The organism is Lentzea sp. NPDC036955, assembly GCF_055608005.1.
In genome coordinates, this window is sequence record NZ_JBVJRC010000007.1 from 307,268 (window position 1) to 327,407 (window position 20,140).

Genomic DNA, 20,140 nt, shown 5'->3' on the forward strand with positions numbered 1-20,140 from the left:
CGGCCGATAAGGTGCGGCAATGGCCGACGCCGGCGTGCACACCGCCACCGCGAACGACGTTCCGGAGATCATCCGCATCCACCGCGAGACCTGGCGCCTCGCCTACGCGCAACTGCTGCCGGAAGACGTGCTGAGCACGCTCGACACGGACGAGGCGTGGTCGCTGGCCGTGCAGAACGGCGCCGTGCTCGTGGCGACTGAGGGCGAATGGACCGTCGGTTTCGCCGTGGCGACCAAGGCCCCGGACGACGAGGTCGCCAGGGCGGACGGGTCGCTGCCCGAGGACGCCGCGACGACCGCGTTGCTGAGCGTGCTCACCGAACCCCGCTGGGGCCGCCGCGGCCACGGCACCCGGCTCGTCGCCGAAGCGTGCCGCGAGCTTGAGAAAGCAGGCGCCACCAGGGGGATCGCGTGGGTCCCCGAGGCCGACAAGGCGTCGCGGAACTTCTACGAGCGACTGGGCTGGACGGGTGACGGCACGGTGCGCACCCTGGACGCGGGCGGTCGTCCGTTGCGCGAGGTGCGGCTGTCCGGTCCGCTCGAGGTCCGACTCGGCGACTGAGAACTGTGTAGCCTCGGGCGGGTGTTCGGCTTGGTGGGCCTCACCTTCGGCATCGCTCTCGGCTCCGCGCTCCTCCCCTTCATCAGCATCGAAGCGTGGGTGGTGGGGCTTGGCGCGCGCTGGCCGGGCCTCCCGTTCTGGGTGGTCGGGCTCGTCGTCGCCGTCGGCCAGGTGCTGGGCAAGCTGGTGTACTTCTACGCGGCGCGCGGTGACATCCAGCTGCCGAAGTGGTTGCACCGCAAGAAGAAAGAGCGCACGAAGCCAACGCTGGCGCAGCGCTGGTTCGGCGAGGGCACCCGCATGCACCGGTGGGGCGACTGGATCCACGTGAAGTGCCGGGCGCACCCGAACTGGATGGCCGGCACCCACGCTGTCAGCTCGCTGGTGGGTCTGCCGCCGTTCATGGCGACGAGCGTCCTCGCCGGCCTCGCCGGGATGTCCACGCTGGTCTTCGTGGTCACCGGGCTGGTCGGCCGGTTCGCCAGGTTCAGCCTCCTGTGCGCCTCACCCGGCCTGATCATGGCGTGGCTCTAGCCGAACACGATCGACACCGCCACCGAGAACGCGATCACGAGCGCGGCGAACACAACACGGGTCTCCTTCAGCACGTGCCTCAAACTAGCGAGCCCGCACCGGACAAAGCCACGTGCAAACGGGTGAGAGCCGGATGATCCAGCTCTCACCCGCCGTTTCACGCCCGATCATTCGAGCACGAGCACGCCATCCGGCAGTCCCGGCACCTCCACGGAGTGCCACATCGGCTTCCAGTCCGGGATCTCCAGCATCCGCCGCAGGTCCGCGAACCCGCTGAGCCAGCCCATCCACGACCCGTACGGCGGCCGCTCCGGATCGAACCCGCTCTGCACGAACGTCAGGTGCGTCTTCCCGCCCGACTCGGCGAGCTCCCACGACGACACCATCCCGTCCGGGAACTCGATCGCGAACCGGTTCTCGTCGAGCGCGAGGACCTTGCCGGGGTTCGGTTCGTCGTCGAAGCTCCCCATGGCCCACCGGCCGCCGACGTGCGGCTCGATGGACGCCCGCGCCCCGAACCACCGCTGGAACTTCTCCATGTCGGTCAACGCGTCGATGATCCGCGCGGCCGGCGCCGCGATGTCGACCTCGAACCGCTGCTCGGACGTCGAGAAGTCGCAGAACCCGAACACCTCGCGTCCTTCGACGTGCTCGACGAGGTTCGCGAGCATGAACGACCAGAACGTCTGCTCGACCCCGGCGTGCACCTCGTCCACGATCGCCTCGCCCCACTCCGGGTACGGCGACTGCGCGGCGACGACAACGGTCTCCCCGTCCCGTTCCTCGACGGACAGCTCCACCGTGTGCTCCTCGCCGTGCAGGAACCACGAGAACCGCACCGACCGCTCGTCGAACCCGAGCAGCTTCTGCCGACCCCGCTCCCCCTCCGGCGTGAACCGCCCCCAGAACTCGAAGACGCCGCGCTCCAGGTCCACCTCGGCGTGCTCCGCCAGCCACACGCGCAGCTCGCCGGCCCTCGTCAACGCCTCCCGCACGCGCTCGACCGAAGCCCGTGCCCGAACGCGCACCACTCCCGTGCTCATCGGTTGTCTCCCTTCGGATAGCAGGCGAGGGCAACGCGGAACGCATCACCCTCGTCCCCGCCATAACGGGTGAACAGCTCCTGCAACGTCGTCTGCAGCTCGGCCAGGAACCGCTGCCGGTCCTCCGGCCGCACGCGGATCTCCCCCGACACCCCGACCGACGGCAGCTCCCCGTCCCGGTCGAGCGCCGCGATGTCCGACTGCACCTGCTCGGCCAGGTCCACGAGGTGCCCCAGCGCCAGCTCGTCCCTGGTCCCGATCCGCCCCACCAGCGCGGGCGACAGCCAGTACGACCGCGCCACCGCCTGGTAGAGCCCCTCGTGCACCCCGCGCACCTTGCGTTCGGCGACCTGAACGGCCAACCCGGCCTTGACCAGCTGCTTCACGTGGTAGTGCACCCGCTGCGGCGTCTGCTCCAGCACCTCGGCGACCTCGGTGCACGACCGCGGCGCGGCGAGCTGCCGCAGCACTTCGATCCGCTGCGGCTTGAGCAGGGTCTCGGCCTGCTCCATCCGGTCCAGGTAGATGACGTCTCTCATCGCAAAAACAACTTTGAACGTTCAAAGCTTTTTTGTCAATGGCGCATGTGCCTGCTCGCCGGTCGAGGGCCGCTTTCACCCGCACAAACGAACGCAGGGGTCCCCGTTGCGGGAACCCCTGCGTCTCACCGTGTCCAGCACCCCGACGAGGTCAGGAGTGCAGCTGGATCGCCTTCTTCATCGTCTCCCGGGCCCGGCCGCGGTCCCCGGCGACGTCGTACGCGTACGCCAGCCGGAACCAGGCGCGCCAGTCGTCGGGCGAGGTCTCGACCTCACCGCGCCGCTCCTCGAACCACGCGTCCGCGGCATCCCGGTCGACCCGCCCGGACGGACGGCGCGGCAGGTGCGAGACGTCCGGCAGCAGCCCGTCCGCGTCGAGCTCGCGGGCCATCCTCTCGGTCTCCCACCCGAACCGCAGGTTCGAGTACACGAGCCACACACCGAGCAGCGGCAGGATCAGCACGCCGACGCCGAGCAGCACCGCCACCACGTCACCGGTGCGCAGCAACGCCACGGCACGGCCGGCCAGCAGCACGAAGTACACCGCGAGGGCCGCGATCAGCAGCCCCACGGTGATCCGGGTCTTCACAGGTCCAGGTACTTGTCGAGACCGACCGCGAGCCCCGGCCGCGAGACGATCTCCCGCACCCCGAGCACCACCCCCGGCATGAACGACGTGCGGTGCAACGAGTCCTGGCGCAGCGTCAGCGTCTCGCTCTCGCCGCCGAACACGACCTCCTGGTGCGCGATCATGCCGGAGATGCGCAGCGAGTGGACGCGCACGCCGTCGACGACGGCGCCACGGGCACCCGGCTCCTCCTGCGTGGTCGCGTCGGGCATCGGGTCCATGCCCTCGCGGGCCGCCGCGATCAGCCGGGCCGTGTGCGCGGCCGTGCCCGAAGGCGCGTCGGCCTTGCGCGGGTGGTGCAGCTCGATGATCTCCGCCGACTCGTAGTAGCGGGCCGCGATCTCCGAGAAGCGCATCAGCAGCACCGCGCCGATGCCGAAGTTCGGCGCGATCAGCACACCGACCGACGGCTGGTCGGCGAGCAGTGCCGCCACGGCGTCCAAACGGGACTGGTCGAAGCCGGAAGTGCCGACGACGCAGTGGATTCCGGCGCCGATGCAGAACTCCAGGTTCCCCAGCACGACGTCCGGGTGCGTGAAGTCGACGACGACCTGAGCGCCCGCGTCCACCAGGGCCGGCAACGGGTCGTCGGCGTCGAGTGCCGCCACGACCTCCATGTCCTTCGCCGCCTCGACGGCGCGGACCACCTCGGAGCCCATGCGGCCCCGCGCGCCGAGAACACCGACGCGAATCATGCAATCACCTCGTGTACCTGGTCCGGCAGATCGTCGGCATGATCGTAGGGACCGACCACCGCGGCGGCGACCGGTCGGCGCAGCAGATCACGTGCGAGCAGCGCCACTTCCTCGGCGGTGACCGCGTCGATCCGCGCGAGCGTCGCCTCGACGCTCAGGTGGTCGCCGTAGTTCAGCTCGGACTTGCCGATCCGCGACATGCGCGAGCTCGTGTCCTCCAGGCCCAGCACCAGCCCGCCGCGCAGCTGGCCCTTGCCACGGGCCACCTCGGCGTCGGACAGGCCACCGCGCGCCACGTCCACCAGCACCTCGCGGATCACGCCGGCGACGTCGCCGAGGCGGTCCGGCTGGCAGCCCGCGTACACGGCGAACGTGCCCGTGTCGGCGTACATGCCGACCGACGAGTACACCTGGTAGGCGAGGCCGCGGCGTTCGCGGACCTCCTGGAACAGCCGCGAGCTCATGCCGCCGCCGACCGCCGCGTTCAGCACGTTCAACGCGAACCGGCGCTCGTCGTGGCGGTCGAGGCCCTTCATGCCGAGCATCAGGTGCGCCTGCTCGGTGTCGTCGGTGTGCAGCACCAGCTTGCGGGCGTCGGCGATGCGCGCCCGGCCCGCCCGCGGTGCGACCGCGCTGCCCTCCCGCGACAGCCGGTCACCGATCGCCTTGCGCACCAGGCGCATGACGTGCGCGTGCTCGATGTTGCCCGCGACGGCGAACACCATGCGCGGCAACGTGTAGTTCTTCTTGTAGAACGAGTACAGGTTGTCCCGTTCCATGTCCTGGATGGACTTCTCGGTGCCCAGCACCGGACGGCCCAGCGCGTGCCCGCCGAACAACGCCTCGATGAACGCGTCGTGCAGCAGGTCCTCGGGGTCGTCGTCGCGCATCGCGATCTCTTCGAGCACGACACCGCGTTCGGTCTCGAAGTCCCGCGGCGCGCACAACGCCTCGAACACCACGTCCGCCACCAGGTCCACCGCCAGCGGCAGGTCCTCGTCGAGGACGTGCGCGTAGTAGCAGGTGTGCTCCTTGGCGGTGAACGCGTTCAGCTCGCCACCGACCGCGTCGATCTCCTCCGCGATCGCCGCCGCCGAACGCCGCGCCGTTCCCTTGAACAGCAGGTGTTCCAGGTAGTGCGCCGCGCCCGCGACCGCCGGGCGCTCGTCGCGCGACCCGACCTGCACCCACAGCCCGACCGAGGCGGACCGCACGCCGGGGATGCGTTCGGTGATGACCCGCAGCCCCGAGGGCAGCATGCTGCGCCGCACCTCGGAGCCCGCGGAGGTCTCGAGCACCCGCGTGCTGCCCGGCTTCTGCAGGTGCCCCAGCGCTGGAGTACGCGGACGGCCGCGGGTGGATGCACCCGCGGCCGTCACGTTGTTGTCAGTCGTGCTCACTGCGCGGGAGCCGCCTCAGCGGCCTCGGTGGCAGCGGGCGCCTCGGTGGCGTCGGACGCGGGCGCCTCGGCGGCGTCCTCGTTCACGACCACCAGGCTGATCTTGCCGCGCTGGTCGATGTCGGCGATCTCGACGCGGAGCTTGTCGCCGACCTTGACGACGTCTTCCACCTTCGCGATGCGCTTGCCGTTGCCCAGCTTCGAGATGTGGACGAGGCCGTCCTTGCCGGGCAGCAGCGAGACGAACGCGCCGAACGCCGCGGTCTTCACCACGGTGCCCAGGAAGCGCTCGCCGACCTTCGGCAGCTGCGGGTTCGCGATCGCGTTGATCATGTCGATCGCGGCCTCGGCCGAGGGGCCGTCCGCCGCACCGACGTAGATCGTGCCGTCGTCCTCGATGGAGATGTCGGCACCGGTCTGCTCGGTGATCGAGTTGATCATCTTGCCCTTCGGGCCGATGACCTCGCCGATCTTGTCGGTCGGAATCTTGACCGACGTGACGCGCGGAGCGAAGGCGCTCATCTCGTCCGGGTCGGAGATGGCCTCGGCCATGACCTCCAGGATGGTGTAGCGCGCGTCGCGGGCCTGGCCCAGCGCCGCCGCCAGCACCTCGGACGGGATGCCGTCGAGCTTCGTGTCGAGCTGCAGCGCCGTCACGAACTCCTTGGTGCCCGCGACCTTGAAGTCCATGTCGCCGAACGCGTCCTCGGCACCGAGGATGTCGGTCAGCGCCACGTAGCGGGTCTCACCGTCGACCTCGTCGGACACGAGGCCCATCGCGATGCCGGAGACCGGTGCCTTCAGCGGGACACCGGCGTTGAGCAGCGACAGCGTCGAGGCGCAGACCGAGCCCATGGACGTCGAGCCGTTGGAGCCCAGCGCCTCGGACACCTGGCGGATCGCGTAGGGGAACTCGTCCCGCTTCGGCAGCACCGGCATGAGCGCGCGCTCGGCCAGTGCGCCGTGGCCGATCTCGCGGCGCTTCGGCGAGCCCACGCGGCCGGTCTCACCGGTCGAGTAGGGCGGGAAGTTGTAGTGGTGCAGGTAGCGCTTGTGCGTCTCGGGGGACAGCGAGTCGATCTGCTGCTCCATGCGCAGCATGTTCAGCGTGGTGACACCCAGGATCTGGGTCTCGCCGCGCTCGAACAGCGCCGAGCCGTGCGTCCTCGGGATCACGGCGACCTCGGCACCCAGGTCGCGGATGTCGGTGACACCGCGGCCGTCGATGCGCACCTGGTCGCGCAGGATCCGCTGGCGGACCAGCTTCTTGGTGAGCGAGCGGAACGCCGCGCCGATCTCCTTCTCGCGGCCCTCGAACTGCTCGGCCAGCTTGTCCAGCGTGGCGGCCTTGATCTCGTCGAGCTTGTTCTCGCGCTCGGCCTTGCCCGCGATGGTCAGCGCCTGGGCGAGCTCGCCGGAGGCGGCCGACTCGACGGCCTCGAACGCGTCGGCCTGGTAGGCCGGGAACGTCGGGTACTCACCGGTCTCCTTGGCGGCGACCTGCGCGAGCTGCGCCTGCGCCTCGCAGAGGACCTTGATGAACGGCTTCGCGGCCTCGAGGCCAGCGGCCACGACCTCCTCGGTGGGGGCGACGGCGCCCTCGCCGATCAGGTCGATCACGTTCTCGGTGGCCTCCGCCTCGACCATCATGATCGCGACGTCGCCGGAGTCGACCACGCGGCCCGCGACGACCATGTCGAACACGGCCTTCTCGAGCTGCTCGTGGGTCGGGAACGCCACCCACTGGCCCTCGATCAGAGCGACGCGGACGCCACCGATCGGGCCGGAGAATGGCAGGCCGGCGAGCTGAGTCGACGCGGACGCGGCGTTGATCGCCACGACGTCGTACAGGTCGGCCGGGTTGAGGCTCATGACCGTGATGACGACCTGGATCTCGTTGCGCAGACCGTCCACGAAGGACGGGCGCAGCGGACGGTCGATCAGGCGGCAGGTCAGGATGGCGTCCGTGCTCGGACGGCCCTCACGCCGGAAGAACGAGCCGGGGATGCGGCCCGCGGCGTACATGCGCTCCTCGACGTCCACCGTGAGGGGGAAGAAGTCGAAGTGCTCCTTCGGCTGCTTCGACGCCGTGGTGGCGGAGAGAAGCATCGTGTCGTCGTCCAGGTACGCGACCACGCTGCCCGCGGCCTGGCGTGCCAGGCGCCCGGTCTCGAAGCGGATCGTGCGCGAGCCGAACTTGCCGTTGTCGATCACGGCAGTCGCCTCGTGAACTTCGATGTCCGTCATATAAGTGTTTCTCCTCGTCTTTTGGGACACCGCAACACGCGTTCTGACGAGGCCGGTCTTCGATCGAAGTCCTCTGGGGCGTTCCACCAGAGGGCCACTACCGAGGACCGGCGATAACTGCTTCGCGCGATGCGGGCCCTGTTTTGTTCCTCTTTGCAACCAGGGGTCTGTATACACCCGGTTGTGCGCCGAGGGGGAGCGACCGGCCGGTCACTCCCCCTCGGCGGGTATCACCTGCGCAGACCGAGGCGCTGGATCAGCGCGCGGTAGCGGTTGATGTCCACCTTGGTCAGGTAGTTCAGCAGACGGCGGCGACGGCCGACCATCAGCAGAAGACCACGGCGGGAGTGGTGGTCGTGCTTGTGCTGCTTGAGGTGCTCCGTGAGGTCGGCGATGCGCTTGCTCAGGAGCGCGACCTGCGCCTCGGTCGAGCCGGTGTCGCTGTCGTGCAGACCGTACTCACCGAGGATGGTCTTCTTCTGCTCCGTGGACAGTGCCACTGGGTGGTTCTCCTACTTGTTCAGGTCCGTGCGGCCCCACGCCCGCCGAATTGCTGGCCGGGGTAGCCGGTACTGGCCGCCACGGACCGCAGCCAGACCCAACTGCGAAGGTTATCAGGCACACCGCTCAACGGCGCGTTGACGTGCGCAACCCCACCCGTGCCACGGGCGAGTGGACGCCGTCTGCGCTGCTCACGAGCACCGCCTCGGCCGGCGTCCACGGGCTGCTCTCGAAGGCCGGCATCGGCTGGCCCCGATACCCGTAGGCCAACGTCAGGTGCGCTTTCCAATTGTCGTCCGCGCCCGCCGCCCGTGCCAACCCATTTAAGTCGCCGTCGATTCCCGCCCACAGGACCGTGCCGCGGAAGTCGCCGAAGCCCTTCACCCGCAGTTGCGGCGCGGGATGTCCCGCGAGTGCCCGGAAACGTTCCTCATCAGCGCTTTCGCCGTGAAAGCAGAGCGTGATGTGCCATTTCCCGGAGTTCGTCCACCCGATGTCGAGCGAACGGTCCAGCACGGCGTCGAGCTCGTCGACCACGTTCCGGGGCGGGAAGAGGGCGGTGAAGAACCTCACCGGGGCCCGGCGGCCCGGATGGCGCGGCGGAACAGCTCGGCGATCGCGGGGAAGTCCTCGTGCAGGAGGTCGGCGGCCTGCTGCAGCTCGACCCGGTCGGCGACGCGGCGCAGCACCGGGTACGCGACGCTCTCGTCGCCGTTGACCGGCAGCGAGTCGCGCGACACGGTCGGCTTGGAGTCGCGCACGTCGTCGAGCGCGCGCTGCAACGCCTCCGGCGCCCCGGTCGCCACGTCCGGCGTGAGCACCTTGCGCTCCAGCATGATCATCCGCGCGAGCACGGCCGGGTTGCCGATCTTGGCCCGCCGCCCGCTCATGACCTGGCTGAGCATGGGCGCGCTGATCCCCAGCACGTCGGCCAGCTGCGCCTGCGACACGTTGAAGGCCACGACCAAGCGCCTCACCCGGTCTCCCAGGGGTTCCCCGTACCACTCCCGCTGGAGGGCGAGGTTGCGCTGAACGATCTTGTGGTCCTCCACCTTGGCCTCTCCCGTAGCCTGCTTCGACCCGCATCCTGCCAGCACGAAGGCCGTCACATGCGCACTTCGTGCCATCTGACGGTCACGACTCGGTGAGCAGTTCCCTCGTTCGGTCTACATCCCGGTGCATCTGCTCCAGGAGCGCCTCGACGGAGTCGTACTTCTCCATCTCGCGGAGCCGTTCCACGAAGTCCACGGCGACCCGCTGGCCGTAGTAGTCCTCGTCCACGTCCAGCACGAACGCCTCGACCCGCCGTTCCCGTCCCGAGAACGTCGGGTTCGTGCCGACCGAGACGGCGGCCTTGAGCGTCCGTCCCTTGGCGTCGGTGAACCAGCAGGCGTAGATCCCGTCCGCGGGCACGGCCGCGAACCGGGGCGTCGACAGGTTCGCGGTGGGGAACCCCAGGTCCTTGCCCCGCCCGTCGCCCTTGACGACGATCCCCTCCAGCCGGTGCGGCCGCCCCAGCGCCTCCGCGGCGGCCTTCACGTCACCGGCGTCGATGCACGCGCGGATGTAGGTCGACGAGTAGGTCACGTCGTCAGCGGACACCAGATCAGCCCCCTCGGTCACAAAGCCGAACCGCTGCCCCAGCTGGCGCAGCATCGCGACGTTACCCGCCGCCCTGTGCCCGAAGGTGAAGTTCTCACCCACCACGACAGCCGCCGCGTGCAGCTTCTCGACCAGCACCTCGTGCACGAACTCGTCCGCCGGCATCCGGCTGGTCTCCAGGCTGAACGGCACCACCACGAAGTGGTCGACCCCGAGCTCCTCGACCAGCTGGGCCCTGCGCCGCAGCGTCGTGAGCTGGGCGGGGTGGCTGCCCGGCCGGACCACTTCGGACGGATGGGGGTCGAACGTCATGAGGACACCCGGCAGCCCCCGCTCCCGCGCGAGCTCGACGGCCCGGCCGATGAGCGCCTGATGCCCCCTGTGGACACCGTCGAACACACCGATGGTGACCACGCAGCGGCCCCAGCCGCCGGGGAGGTGATCCAGTCCGCGCCAGCGTTGCACGGTGATCAGCCTACGACGACGGCCGGTGCCGCTGCCCGCCTACCTCGCCAGGTCCTCCGTCACCACTTCTGCATCGTCCTGACCACCACGGCCTCGACGTCTTCCCCACGCATCGAGGCCGACAGGACCCGGCGCAGCAGTGCGCCCGCCTGTTCGAAGGCGAACGCCGACGAGTTCATCTCGTCGAAGCCTGCCTGGTCGACCACCAGCGTTCCGGCGGGCAGCTCCGCCCCACCGGAGAGAACGCCTTTCAAGGCCCCTTCCGGGAAGTCCTCCGGCAGGCCCACCTCGAACGGGTTCTTCCACAGCCGGGACGCGCAGGTGATCTCGCCGCCGGCCGACGTGGCGGCGCGGGGCACCCGCACCTCCAACACACCCGCCGACGCCTCTGCACCGAGTGGTGTGTAGGTCGCTCCGAGCAACGCCCTCGGAGCGACGCCGCCGAACCGCCGCAACAGCTCCACGGTCACGACGGTGCTGCCCGCCGCACCGGTGGCGGTCGCGGAGGAACGGTCGATGAGCCAGTCGTCCGCCAGCAGTGGAGCGCTCATCCGGCCGAACTCCACCGCGACCACACCGCGGCCCTGGAGATCTACTTCGATCATGCCGACATCTCACTTCCTCGGCGGCAGGCCGTTCTGCTTGCGCCACCACGGGCCGAACGACGGGTCGTTGTCGATGATGTCAACGTCGTAGTTCTTACCGGGGTCGTGGGTCTTGAGCGCCAGCTCGTGCGCGTCTTCGTACTTCATGCCCTGCTGCATGAGTCCGGACTCCGTGAGCTCGTGCCGCATGAAGTTCGTCTGGCTCTGCGGAAGCGGCCTTCCCGCCTGGAGGTTGCCCCTGATTCGGCCGATCATGAGGTCGTTGCTCGGCGAGTGGTCGAGCTTGCCGAGGTGCGCGGCGACCTCGTCCAGGTCCGTGAGCGTCGGGCTCGCAGCCCGTTCCAGCGGACTCAGCCGCACCACACCGCTGCCGGCGCGTTTGAAGATCTTCCCCCACGGTATGACGGCGAGGACCACACCTGCGGCGGCGAGACCGCATGCCCAGGTGACGCCGGGGTCCTGCACGCAGGCGGCTGTGGCCTCGATCTCACCTCCGAAGAGGTCCCACATCGTGAAGCCGCCTTGCCCGCAAAGCTCCGGCTTGTTGGCCTTGGTGTTCGAGTCGCAGCCGGCGAGCGGGTCCGGCGGCGTCGGCGGCACGGAGCCGGCAGGGCACAGGTCGTTGTGGTTGAGGTAGGTGTCGGGGTCGCACTCCTTGGGCGGCCGCACGCCGTCGGGATCGCGGTCGCGGTCCTGACGCCAGTGCACCGACGTCATCTCGCCTGGGCCGGACGACGCGAGCGACACCGAGCCGATCAGGGCGTTCGAGGGCACCACGAGCAGCATTTCGAGCTTGCGGTAGCTGTTGTTCACGTCGTTGACCGGGTTCGAGTACGTGCTCGCGACCTCGGAACGCCGGTCGGGCGCCGACGACACCGGCGGCTTGCGGTCACCGCTGAACGACGGCTGGGTCATCGCCTCCGGTACCGGCAACGGGTTGCGGCGACCGTAGTCCTGGGCCTGCTTGCGGGCGTTGACCGACGGGTCGGTCTGCTGCTGGGTCCTGCGCTGGTTCGAGTTGTTGTTCTTCCTGTTGTTGCTCGGGTTGCTGCTGCCCTGGTTGCTGCTGGACTGGTTGCTGCCACCGACACCGGGGTCCTCGTGGGTGCCACCGCCGGGGAACCACGAGCACAGCATCGGCATGAGGATGCAGAGACCGCCACCGCTGTCGTCGCCGCACGGGTTGCCGCCGCCGAAGCCCTTGCACGGGTAGTGGCCCGTCGGATCGACGTGGTTCACCGGCGACCCGAGCCCGTAGGAGTAGCGGTTGGCCATGCCGGACGGAGCGGCCGGCAGGGTCCACGAGTCGCGTGACTCGAAGCCGCCGCTGCCCGGGTTGTACCAGCGCGCGGCCATGTTGACCGTGCCGGAGGCCGGGTCGGTCCACTCGCCCTGGAAACCGACCGCGCGCTTGGCGCCGGAGGTGACCACGCCGAACGGGTCGTAGGCGGTCGAGTCGGCCAGCGACGTCATGGTGCCGGCCGGGTCGAGGGTGCCGACGACGTCGCCGTGCCGGTCGGAGACGGCCAGCTTCTTGTCGGTGCCCTGGCCGATGGCGAGGACCGAGCCGGAGGCGTCGCGGCCGTAGACCGCGGTGCCGTCCGACACGACCGCGCTGGACGTGCCGCTGTACTGGAACGACTTGTCGTTGCGCTTGGTCACGCGGTCCAACGCGTCGTACGTGTACGTCTGCGCGCCTTGGCTCACCATGCGGTCGAAGGCGTCGAACGAGGCCGTGACACCCGCACGGGAGGTCACGCCGCCGCGCGCGTTGTGGGAGACCACCGCTCCGTTCTCGGTGCGGAGGCGGTTGCGTTCGTCGTAGGTCGACTGGGCGTCGCCCACGCGGGTGCGGTTGCCCGCGGCGTCCCAGCCGTACGAGACCGTTCCGGCCGGTGAGGTCCAGGACTTCAGGCGGCCCGAGTGGTCGTAGTCGTAGGTCTGCTGACCGGCGGCCGTCGTGCCGGTCGAGGTCTTCGTGAGCACCCGGTCGGCGCGGTCGTAGGTGTAGGCGACGGACGCGGCGCCGGCGACGGTGTCCTTGGCCAGGCGGCCGCCGTCGTCGTAGTCGTAGGTGCGCGTGCGGCCGTTGCCCAGGTCGAGCGTCTTCAGCAGGCCCGCGGTGTCGTAGCCGAAGGTCTGCGTCAGACCGGTCACGCCGTCCTGCACGGACTGGGTCCGCCCGAGCAGGTAGGTGAACCGGGAGGTGCCCGATGCGTCGGTGCGCGCGGTCAGGTTGCCGTCGTCGTCGTACTCGCGCGACGCGGTGCCGCCCGGTCCGGACGACGTCAGCAGCAGGCCGCGGTCGTTGTAGGTGAACGTGTCGGTGCCGCCCGCGCTGGACGAGCCGACCAGGCGGCCCAGCGCGTCGTAGTCGTAGCCGCGGTCGGTGGTGGCCGCCTCGGCGCCCGAGCCGGTCTCCTTCGTCAGCCGGCCCAGCGGGTCGAACGTGCGGGTGCGGACGACACCGCCCGGCGCGCGTTCGGACACGGGGTCGCCGGCCGCGTTGTAGGTCGTGGTCCACGTGCGGTCGGCCGGAGCGGGGTGCTCCGCCGTCGCCGCCTCGATCGTGGACTCCGGCAGGCCGAGCGTGTTGTAGGTGTAGGCGGTGCGGTTGCCGCGGCCGTCGACGAACCGCGTGCGGTTGCCGGCCGAGTCGTAGCCGGAGGACGTGGTGATCGACTCGGTGTCGGAGACCGGCTCGACCTGGCCGACGGTGCGGTTGAGCGCGTCGTGGGTGTAGGTGGTCTTGCGGCCCAGCGGGTCGGTGGCGGTGGTCAGGTTGCCGGCGGCGTCGTGGACGAACGTCGAACGGCTGACCAGCCCGCCGGACGCGCTGAGGCGGCGGACCGACTCGACCCGGCCCGCCTGGTCGTACCCGGTGAACGTGGCGCGGCCGGCGCCGTCGGCCACCTTGATCCGGCGGCCCGCGAGGTCGTAGCCGAAGGAGTTGACGACACCGGCGGGGTCGGTGCTGCGGACGAGCGAGCCGAGCACGTCGTACTCCAGCTTCGACTCGGCGCCCAGCGGCGACCTGACCTTCTCCAGGCGGTTGGCCGCGTTGTAGGAGTAGGTGCTCGTCAGGGTCTTGGCGGGCGACCGCTCCAGCACGGTGCTCGTGGCGAGGCGGCCGAACATGTCGTAGGTCGACTCGGTGCGCGCACCGCTCTCGTCCACGGTGGACAGCAGCTCGCCGGTCCTGGTGTAGGTCCGCACGACGCTGCCGGCCGGGCCGGTGGTCTTCACCACGCGACCCATCTGGTCGTACTCGAACGTCGTCGACGCACCGCGCGCGTCGACGGTCTCCAGCACGTTGCCGTTGCCGTCGTACCGCGCCGTGGAGAAGCCCTCGACCGGCTGCGACGCACCGGGCGGTGTGTAGGAGGGCGCGGAGGCCTTGACGGTCCGGCCCAGCCGGTCGACCTCGGAGCGGTGCACGACGCCGTTGGCGTCCTGCGCCTGCTGCGACTCGCCGAACGCGTTGTAGCCGATCTTCGTCACGGGCCGCACGGTCGCGGGGTCGTTCTCGGCGGTCACGACGGAGACGGCGGGCGAGGTCGTGCCGACCAGGCGGCCGGCCTCGTCGTAGGTCAGGTCGGTCGTGAACGCGGCGGCGCTGGCGCCCGGTTCGTTGCCCCGCGGCGGCACGACCTTGCGCACGAGACCGCGCTGGTCGTACTCCCACGTGGTGCGCAGCCGGCCGGTGTTCAGGCGCACGTCCTCCGACGTGCGCCGGCCGAAGGCGTCGTAGCCGTAGTCGACGACCTCCGCGGTGCCGCTCTGCAGCTGCCCCGCGTTGGAGGTGTTGCCGGTGCGGGTGACCTGGGTGATGCCGCCGTTCAGGTTGTAGGCGAACGCGGTGCGCCGGTCCAGGCCGCCGGGGTCGTCCACGGTGGTGAGCGTGCGGCCGACGGCGTCGTAGGTGTACTTCGTGACGAGGTTGCCGGGCTGGCGGCGTTCGACGAGGTTGCCGGCGCCGTCGTAGGAGTTCGTCTCCAGGTCGATCTTCGGCGGTGCGCCGGTCCCCGTGCCCGCTCCCAGCAGCTTGCGGGAGAACAGCAGGTCGTCGCCGTAGTAGTCGCGCACCTCGGTGCGGTTCATGGCGTCGGTGGTGCGGGTGAGCCGGCCGGCCCGGTCGTAGCTGTTGCGCTGCACCACGAGGTAGCCGTTGGGCAGCGCCGGCGCGCCCTCGGGGTCGCCGTTCCAGCCGCGCAGCCGCACCTCGGACACCGCGTTGCGGGCGGTGTAGGCGAACTCGGTGCGCACGCCGTCCGCGTTGACGACGAACGTGGTGTTGCCGAAGGAGTCGTACCCCAGCGAGATCTCCCCGCCCTCGGCGTCGACCACCCGCTCGACCCGGCCGCGCGAGTCGTAGTGGGTGAACGTCTCCCGGGTCGGGTCGCCGCCGGTGAGGTCGGCGCGCGACACCCTCGTCTGGTTGCCGTCGGCGTCGTACTCCAGGGACGTCTGCAGGACGTGCGTCTTGCCGGTGAGCACGTTCACGACACCGGGTGCCGTGACGCGCACGAGCCGAGAACGCTCGTCGTACCTGTACGTCGTCAGCAGCCCGTTGGGGTAGGCGTCGGAGATGGTCTTGCCGGTGACCTTGCGGCCCAGCGCGTCGTACGTCGAGACCTGCCGCAGACCGCTCGGCGACCGGACCTCGGCCACGTCACCGTTGCGGTGGTACAGGTACGTCGTGACGGCGCCCATCGGGTCGCGGCTGGTCTTCACCAGTCCGGCCGGTTCGTTGCCGCCGCCGACGGCCGCGGAGCTGCCGTCGGTGTAGGTGTGCTTCACGGACGCGTTGTCCGCGGTCACCTGCTCCAGCAGCCGGCCCTTGGGGTCGTAGGAGTACCGGGTGAGGTAGGTGTTGTCGGTGGCGCCGGCCGACCGCCCGTCGCGGTGCTCGATCACCTTGTCGTTGCGCGGGTCGGTCAGGTCGGCCGGGTTGAGGTAGTAGGTGTAGTGGGCGACCTGGCAGTCCGCGGCACGGCGGCAGGTCTTGCGGGACTTGACGTTGCCGCGGGGGTCGTGCGCCAGGACGACCTGGTTGCCGACCTCGTCGGTGATCGTCGTCTGGAACCCGGCCTCGTCGTAGGAGAAGTTCCGCACGCCCTGGAACTCGACGTTCACGAAACCACCGCCACCGGTGACCGGGACGTCGCAGAAGCTGCCGTCCGGCTGCGGCGCGCAGGTGGGCTCACCGGGTGCCGGTGCCGTGGAGCCCGGCGGGCGGTCCTCCTTGCGGGTCTCCATGCCGAGCGGCGAGAGGTAGCGCAGGATGCGTCCGCGCAGCGGGTCGAAGTCGTAGAAGTGGTGGCGGTTCCCGGGGTCGGTGACCCGGACCGTGCGCACCGGGTTCTGCTCGTTGCCGGTGAACGCGGGCGCGCCGAACCGCCACGAGCCGCCGTTGCGGTCGATCTGCTCGCTGACCCGGTCGCGGACCGTGTCGTAGCGGACCTCGCCCGCGACCCGGCCGCTCGGCAACGTCACCCGCGCCACCTGGGCGCCGGGCATCTTCGCGGCCTGCACGTGGGCGTTGACCTCGTTGAGCCCCAACGGGTGCGCGTAGACGGCGACCTCGTCGACCTCGCCCTGGAAGAACCACTGCGGCGCACCCCACGCGGGGCCGGAGCTGTTGCCCGCGCCGAGCTGGCCGTGCTTCAGCGCCGCCGTCTGCACGTCACCGGCGATCTCGCCGACCTTGGCGCCGTCGAGGTAGAGGACCTGCGTGGCGACGTCCGCGCTGAGCACGACGTGGTGCCACTGGCCGTCGTTGACGGTGCCCGTGGTGGTGATCGGCGCCGGCTGGGTGGCCGCGGTGGTGGTGAACCGGGCGCGCAGCTTGCCGTCCGTGCCGACGTACATGCCGTTGAACGCGGAGTTCTCGGTGAACGGCTTGTCGGCGAACGCGGCGAGCGGACCGGACTTCGTGGTCTTGAACCACAGCTCGACGGCGACGCTGCGGTTCTTGCGGATGGCGTTGTCCGGCAACGTGACCCGCGACTTGGTGCCGTCGAACGACACCGCGCTGTCCGGTGAGCCCTGGGCCACACCGGTCACACCGCGGGTCACGTCGGTGTACGTGGCCGCGTCGTTGCCCAGGTTGAGGCCGATCTGGCTGTGCGCCTTGGCGGAGCCGTCGGTCTCGCCCAGCGTCCAGTAGGACTCGGGCCGGGTGTCGAGGACCGTGCTGCGGTAGTGCGAGCCCCAGCCGTAGGAGTAGGTGGTGCAGCCGCCCTTCGGGTCGCAGACCTCCTCCAGCCGCCGCCCGCGTTCGGGCAGGTCGGTGGAGTAGGTGTAGGCCCACTTCAGCTCGGTGCCGTCGACGGTCGCGCTGACCTGCGTGACGACGTCGCCGGTCCAGGTGAAGGTCAGCGCGCGACCGGAGGCGGGGTTGCCGGCGGAGGTGAGCCGGCCCGTGGTGGCGTCGTAGGTGAAGTCGATGAAGCGACCGCTGTTGTCGGCGATCCTGGCCAGCTTGCCGTCGGGGCGGAAGAAGTAGCCGGTCGAGTTCTTGTCGACGAGCGTCCAGCCGCTGTCGTTGCGGAAGAACGTGGCGTAGCGGCCGGGCGGGGGCGAGTAGGTGCCGCCGCCGTTGTGGCCGAAGCGGACCTGCTGGCCGTCCGGGTAGGTGACCACGGCGTTGCCGGAGCCGTCGGTGTCCTCGACGACCCGCATGTCGAACTGGGTGCTCCAGCCGGCGCCGAACGTCAGGTTCCGGCGCGGGTCGAGGCTGTTGTAGGTGCGGGACACGCCGAGCGCGGGCCCGACACCGCCGACCGACAGGTCCACCGCGCTGGTGCGGTAGTTGCCGACCTGCGCGTCCACCTCACCGGTGCTGCCGCTGTAGGGCGCGTTGCCCAGGTGTGAGGTGATCTCCGGCTGCGGCACGGCGGTGAGCAGCGCGCTGCCCTGGACCGGCTGGCTCTCCGCGCCACCGGAGTCCTTCACGAACGCGTTCCACAGGTAGGTCTTGCTCCACCGCAACGCGCCTGCCGGCACGGTCCACGACTGGTTCGCGCTGTACCCGGAGTCCACACAGGACGACGCGTTGTCCTTGTCGCAGACCTTGAACCGGTACTGCAGGCCGGCACCGCCGTTGTCGATGTCGATGCCGCCGGCCCACAGCGTGGGGCGCAGCGTCGGTGCCGAGTAGCCGTTCGGCGGGTACTGCTCCTGCAACGCCGGCGGCACGTTCTGCATCTCGAGGTTGAGCACCGCGGGCGGGATCTGCTCGTCGACGAAGTACGCGTGTCCCTTGCGGTGCATGGAGAACTCGAACGTGTACTCGCCCCAGTCCGCGGGCGGGAAGATCTTCGCCTCCAGCGCGACCGTCTGCCCGCGGCCGACGTCACCGGTGAGCGTCGCGGAGTCGTTCACCTGCACCATGGGCGCACCGCTGGCGGCGAACTGGCGGTACGACAGCACGTACTCGCCCGGGGTCCACGTGGTGGCGCCCCGGTTCGTCACGCTGATGCCGATCGTGCCGGGCACACCGCCCTTGAGCAGCGCGGGCTTGGGCACCGGGCGGTCGAAGCGGTACTCGGCGTCGTACGGGGTGTGCGTGATCGAGAGCTTCGGCTTGTTCGCCGTCGCGTGACCGTAGAACTTCTTCCAGCCGTAGACGTCGGTCTCGGAGGCGCGGACCGTGAGGCCGTAGTTGGCCTGCTGGCCGGTCACCCAGCGCTGCACGAGGTCGCGACCGGCGGCGCCGAGGTCGATCGCGGCGGTGGCCTGCGGGCAGTTCGACCGCGAGCTGCCCGGCGCGATGTAGCCGTAGGCGAACGACGAGCTCGCCAGCTCACCACCGTAGGCGGGGCCGGGGTAGGAGTACGTGCCGGCGAACGCGTTCCAGCCCTGCGTGACCGGGTGCACCGACACCGGCCGGGCGCCGCAGGAGTACGACCACTCGTTGGTGAGGCCGAGGGCGGCGCCGAAGATCCGGTGGTTGCGCAGGGTGTTCTCGATGCCGGAGAAGTCGAGGTAGGTGGCGGCGTTGATCCGCGTGCCGTTGTCGACCACGGTGCCCGCGCGCAGCTGGGCCCCGTCGGAGTAGCTGGTGTTCGACGAGCTGCCGACGCGCTGCACGTACATGGTGTGGCCGGACTCCGGCGTGGTCACCGTCGGGTCGACCACGACCGGGTACTTGCGCGCCGGGTCTCGGAGCCACGCGTCGTCGAGCGTGACCCGCAGCACCTGTCCGGCCAGCTCGTACCGCACGCCCTTCGACTGGACGCCACCGGCGGGGCCGTCGTGGGCGTCGACCATGAACCCGGCGGGCACGACGGCGGCGACCTTCCCGTCACGGCCGGTGAGCTCCAGGTTGCCGTTGCTGATGCGCGGCGTGAGTCCCTTGAGGTGCAAAGGGAAGTCGAACATCCGCGGCGTGTCCGCGGAGTGCAGGACGATGGACTCCTTGACCGTGCCCGCGCTGACGTCGAACCTGAGGTCGACCCGCGGCTGGACGGCGGGGTAGGTCACCGAGGAGCCGCTCACCTGCCCGGCGGACGCGGCGGACCCGCGCAGGGAGAAGCCGAGCTCGTGGTCGCCGTCGAGGGCGTACCGCACGAGCGGCGTGGCGTCGGCCGCGGCGGCGAGCCTGATGTCGACGCTGTCCGAGGCGTTGCGCCAGCCGCCGCCCGCGGCCACCAGGCTCGGGTCGACCGGTGCCCAGCTGCCGTCCGGCCCGCGGTGGTTGATCGGCTCCTGGCTGACCTCGGTGGTCTCGGTGCCGTCGGCGTTGCCGAACGTGCGGCTCGTCTCGGTTCGCCGGTCGGCGAGCTCCTTGCTCGTGGCGGCGTCGAACCCGCGGACGGCGCCGCGTTCCCTCGTGACGACCTCGGTGGGGTTGTCCTTCGCGGACGGTGTGTCCTGGCCCTTCACGGGCTGGTACTCCGCCTGCAACGACCGGGGGTCTGCCCTGTTCGCCGCCGGGTCGCCGTTCGCGGCGGCCGCGTCACCCCACTGCTGTCCGGGCCCGGACGCCGGGCCCATCGCGGCGATGGTGCGCTGCAACGCCTCCGGGAAGACCTCCGCGAGCGCGGGACCGGCGATGGTGAGCACCAACACACCCACGAGTCCGGCCAGACCGGCACGCCGGCCGCGGCTGCCCGGCGCCCGTTTTCCGGGCATGCTGAAGAACCGCGGTTCGGCCACGTCGAATCCCCCCATGTGTCCACCCAGGCCGCCTTGCCCGGCACCTCCCCAGGTCGGACACGACGCAGCGCACAGGATGCGTTCCGGCGCCGCGGAAAGCAAGCCCCTTGCGGTGGGCGGGGTGCGCGCCGCATGCTTCGTGCGCGGTGCACGGGCCA

The 20,140-nt window shown here is 70.3% G+C and carries 14 protein-coding genes; 2 read left to right on the forward strand and 12 right to left on the reverse strand.

The window, feature by feature from the left end:
- Positions 1-19: 19 nt before the first annotated feature.
- Entirely contained in the window at positions 20-562 is a 543-nt protein-coding gene (locus ACZ7CF_RS25185) for a GNAT family N-acetyltransferase (RefSeq protein ID WP_470370722.1), read from the forward strand.
- A gap of 21 nt (positions 563-583) precedes the next feature.
- Positions 584-1,096: a hypothetical protein gene (locus ACZ7CF_RS25190; protein ID WP_360390672.1), complete on the forward strand. Its 513-nt coding sequence runs from the start codon at positions 584-586 to the stop codon at positions 1,094-1,096.
- Between the two features lie 167 nt (positions 1,097-1,263).
- Here the strand turns inward: ACZ7CF_RS25190 and ACZ7CF_RS25195 are convergent, their stop codons facing one another.
- The 12 genes from ACZ7CF_RS25195 to ACZ7CF_RS25250 all read right to left on the reverse strand — a co-directional run bounded on the left by ACZ7CF_RS25195 (position 1,264) and on the right by ACZ7CF_RS25250 (position 19,997).
- Positions 1,264-2,139 carry an SRPBCC domain-containing protein gene (locus ACZ7CF_RS25195; RefSeq protein WP_470370723.1) on the reverse strand — a complete coding sequence of 292 codons (876 nt, stop codon included), beginning with the start codon at positions 2,137-2,139 and terminating at the stop codon, positions 1,264-1,266.
- The gene (locus ACZ7CF_RS25200) at positions 2,136-2,678 is read right to left on the reverse strand and encodes a helix-turn-helix domain-containing protein (RefSeq protein WP_360390677.1); all 543 of its coding nucleotides are present in this window, start codon (positions 2,676-2,678) and stop codon (positions 2,136-2,138) included. Before ACZ7CF_RS25200 ends, ACZ7CF_RS25195 begins: the two co-directional genes overlap by 4 nt.
- 151 nt (positions 2,679-2,829) lie before the next feature.
- On the reverse strand, positions 2,830-3,267 hold the full coding sequence (locus tag ACZ7CF_RS25205) for a hypothetical protein (RefSeq protein WP_360390680.1): 438 nt from the start codon (positions 3,265-3,267) through the stop codon (positions 2,830-2,832).
- A complete protein-coding gene (dapB, locus tag ACZ7CF_RS25210; protein ID WP_360390682.1) occupies positions 3,264-4,001 on the reverse strand; it encodes a 4-hydroxy-tetrahydrodipicolinate reductase in 738 nt (245 codons plus the stop codon). The genes ACZ7CF_RS25205 and dapB overlap by 4 nt, the downstream gene beginning before the upstream one ends.
- Entirely contained in the window at positions 3,998-5,401 is a 1,404-nt protein-coding gene (locus tag ACZ7CF_RS25215; protein WP_458430691.1) for a M16 family metallopeptidase, read from the reverse strand. The genes dapB and ACZ7CF_RS25215 overlap by 4 nt, the downstream gene beginning before the upstream one ends.
- Positions 5,398-7,647, reverse strand: a complete 2,250-nt coding sequence (locus tag ACZ7CF_RS25220) for a polyribonucleotide nucleotidyltransferase (RefSeq protein WP_470370724.1) — start codon at positions 7,645-7,647, stop codon at positions 5,398-5,400. Before ACZ7CF_RS25220 ends, ACZ7CF_RS25215 begins: the two co-directional genes overlap by 4 nt.
- 230 nt (positions 7,648-7,877) lie before the next feature.
- Positions 7,878-8,147, reverse strand: coding sequence for a 30S ribosomal protein S15 (gene rpsO, locus ACZ7CF_RS25225; protein WP_360390691.1), 270 nt, complete (start codon positions 8,145-8,147; stop codon positions 7,878-7,880).
- A gap of 127 nt (positions 8,148-8,274) precedes the next feature.
- Positions 8,275-8,721, reverse strand: coding sequence for a 2'-5' RNA ligase family protein (locus ACZ7CF_RS25230; protein ID WP_470370725.1), 447 nt, complete (start codon positions 8,719-8,721; stop codon positions 8,275-8,277).
- Entirely contained in the window at positions 8,718-9,200 is a 483-nt protein-coding gene (locus tag ACZ7CF_RS25235; RefSeq protein ID WP_360390696.1) for a helix-turn-helix domain-containing protein, read from the reverse strand. Before ACZ7CF_RS25235 ends, ACZ7CF_RS25230 begins: the two co-directional genes overlap by 4 nt.
- Before the next feature lie 82 nt (positions 9,201-9,282).
- Positions 9,283-10,215 carry a bifunctional riboflavin kinase/FAD synthetase gene (locus ACZ7CF_RS25240; protein ID WP_360390699.1) on the reverse strand — a complete coding sequence of 311 codons (933 nt, stop codon included), beginning with the start codon at positions 10,213-10,215 and terminating at the stop codon, positions 9,283-9,285.
- Between the two features lie 59 nt (positions 10,216-10,274).
- Positions 10,275-10,820 carry a hypothetical protein gene (locus ACZ7CF_RS25245; RefSeq protein WP_360390701.1) on the reverse strand — a complete coding sequence of 182 codons (546 nt, stop codon included), beginning with the start codon at positions 10,818-10,820 and terminating at the stop codon, positions 10,275-10,277.
- A gap of 9 nt (positions 10,821-10,829) precedes the next feature.
- The gene (locus ACZ7CF_RS25250) at positions 10,830-19,997 is read right to left on the reverse strand and encodes a LamG-like jellyroll fold domain-containing protein (protein ID WP_470370726.1); all 9,168 of its coding nucleotides are present in this window, start codon (positions 19,995-19,997) and stop codon (positions 10,830-10,832) included.
- Positions 19,998-20,140: the final 143 nt, after the last annotated feature.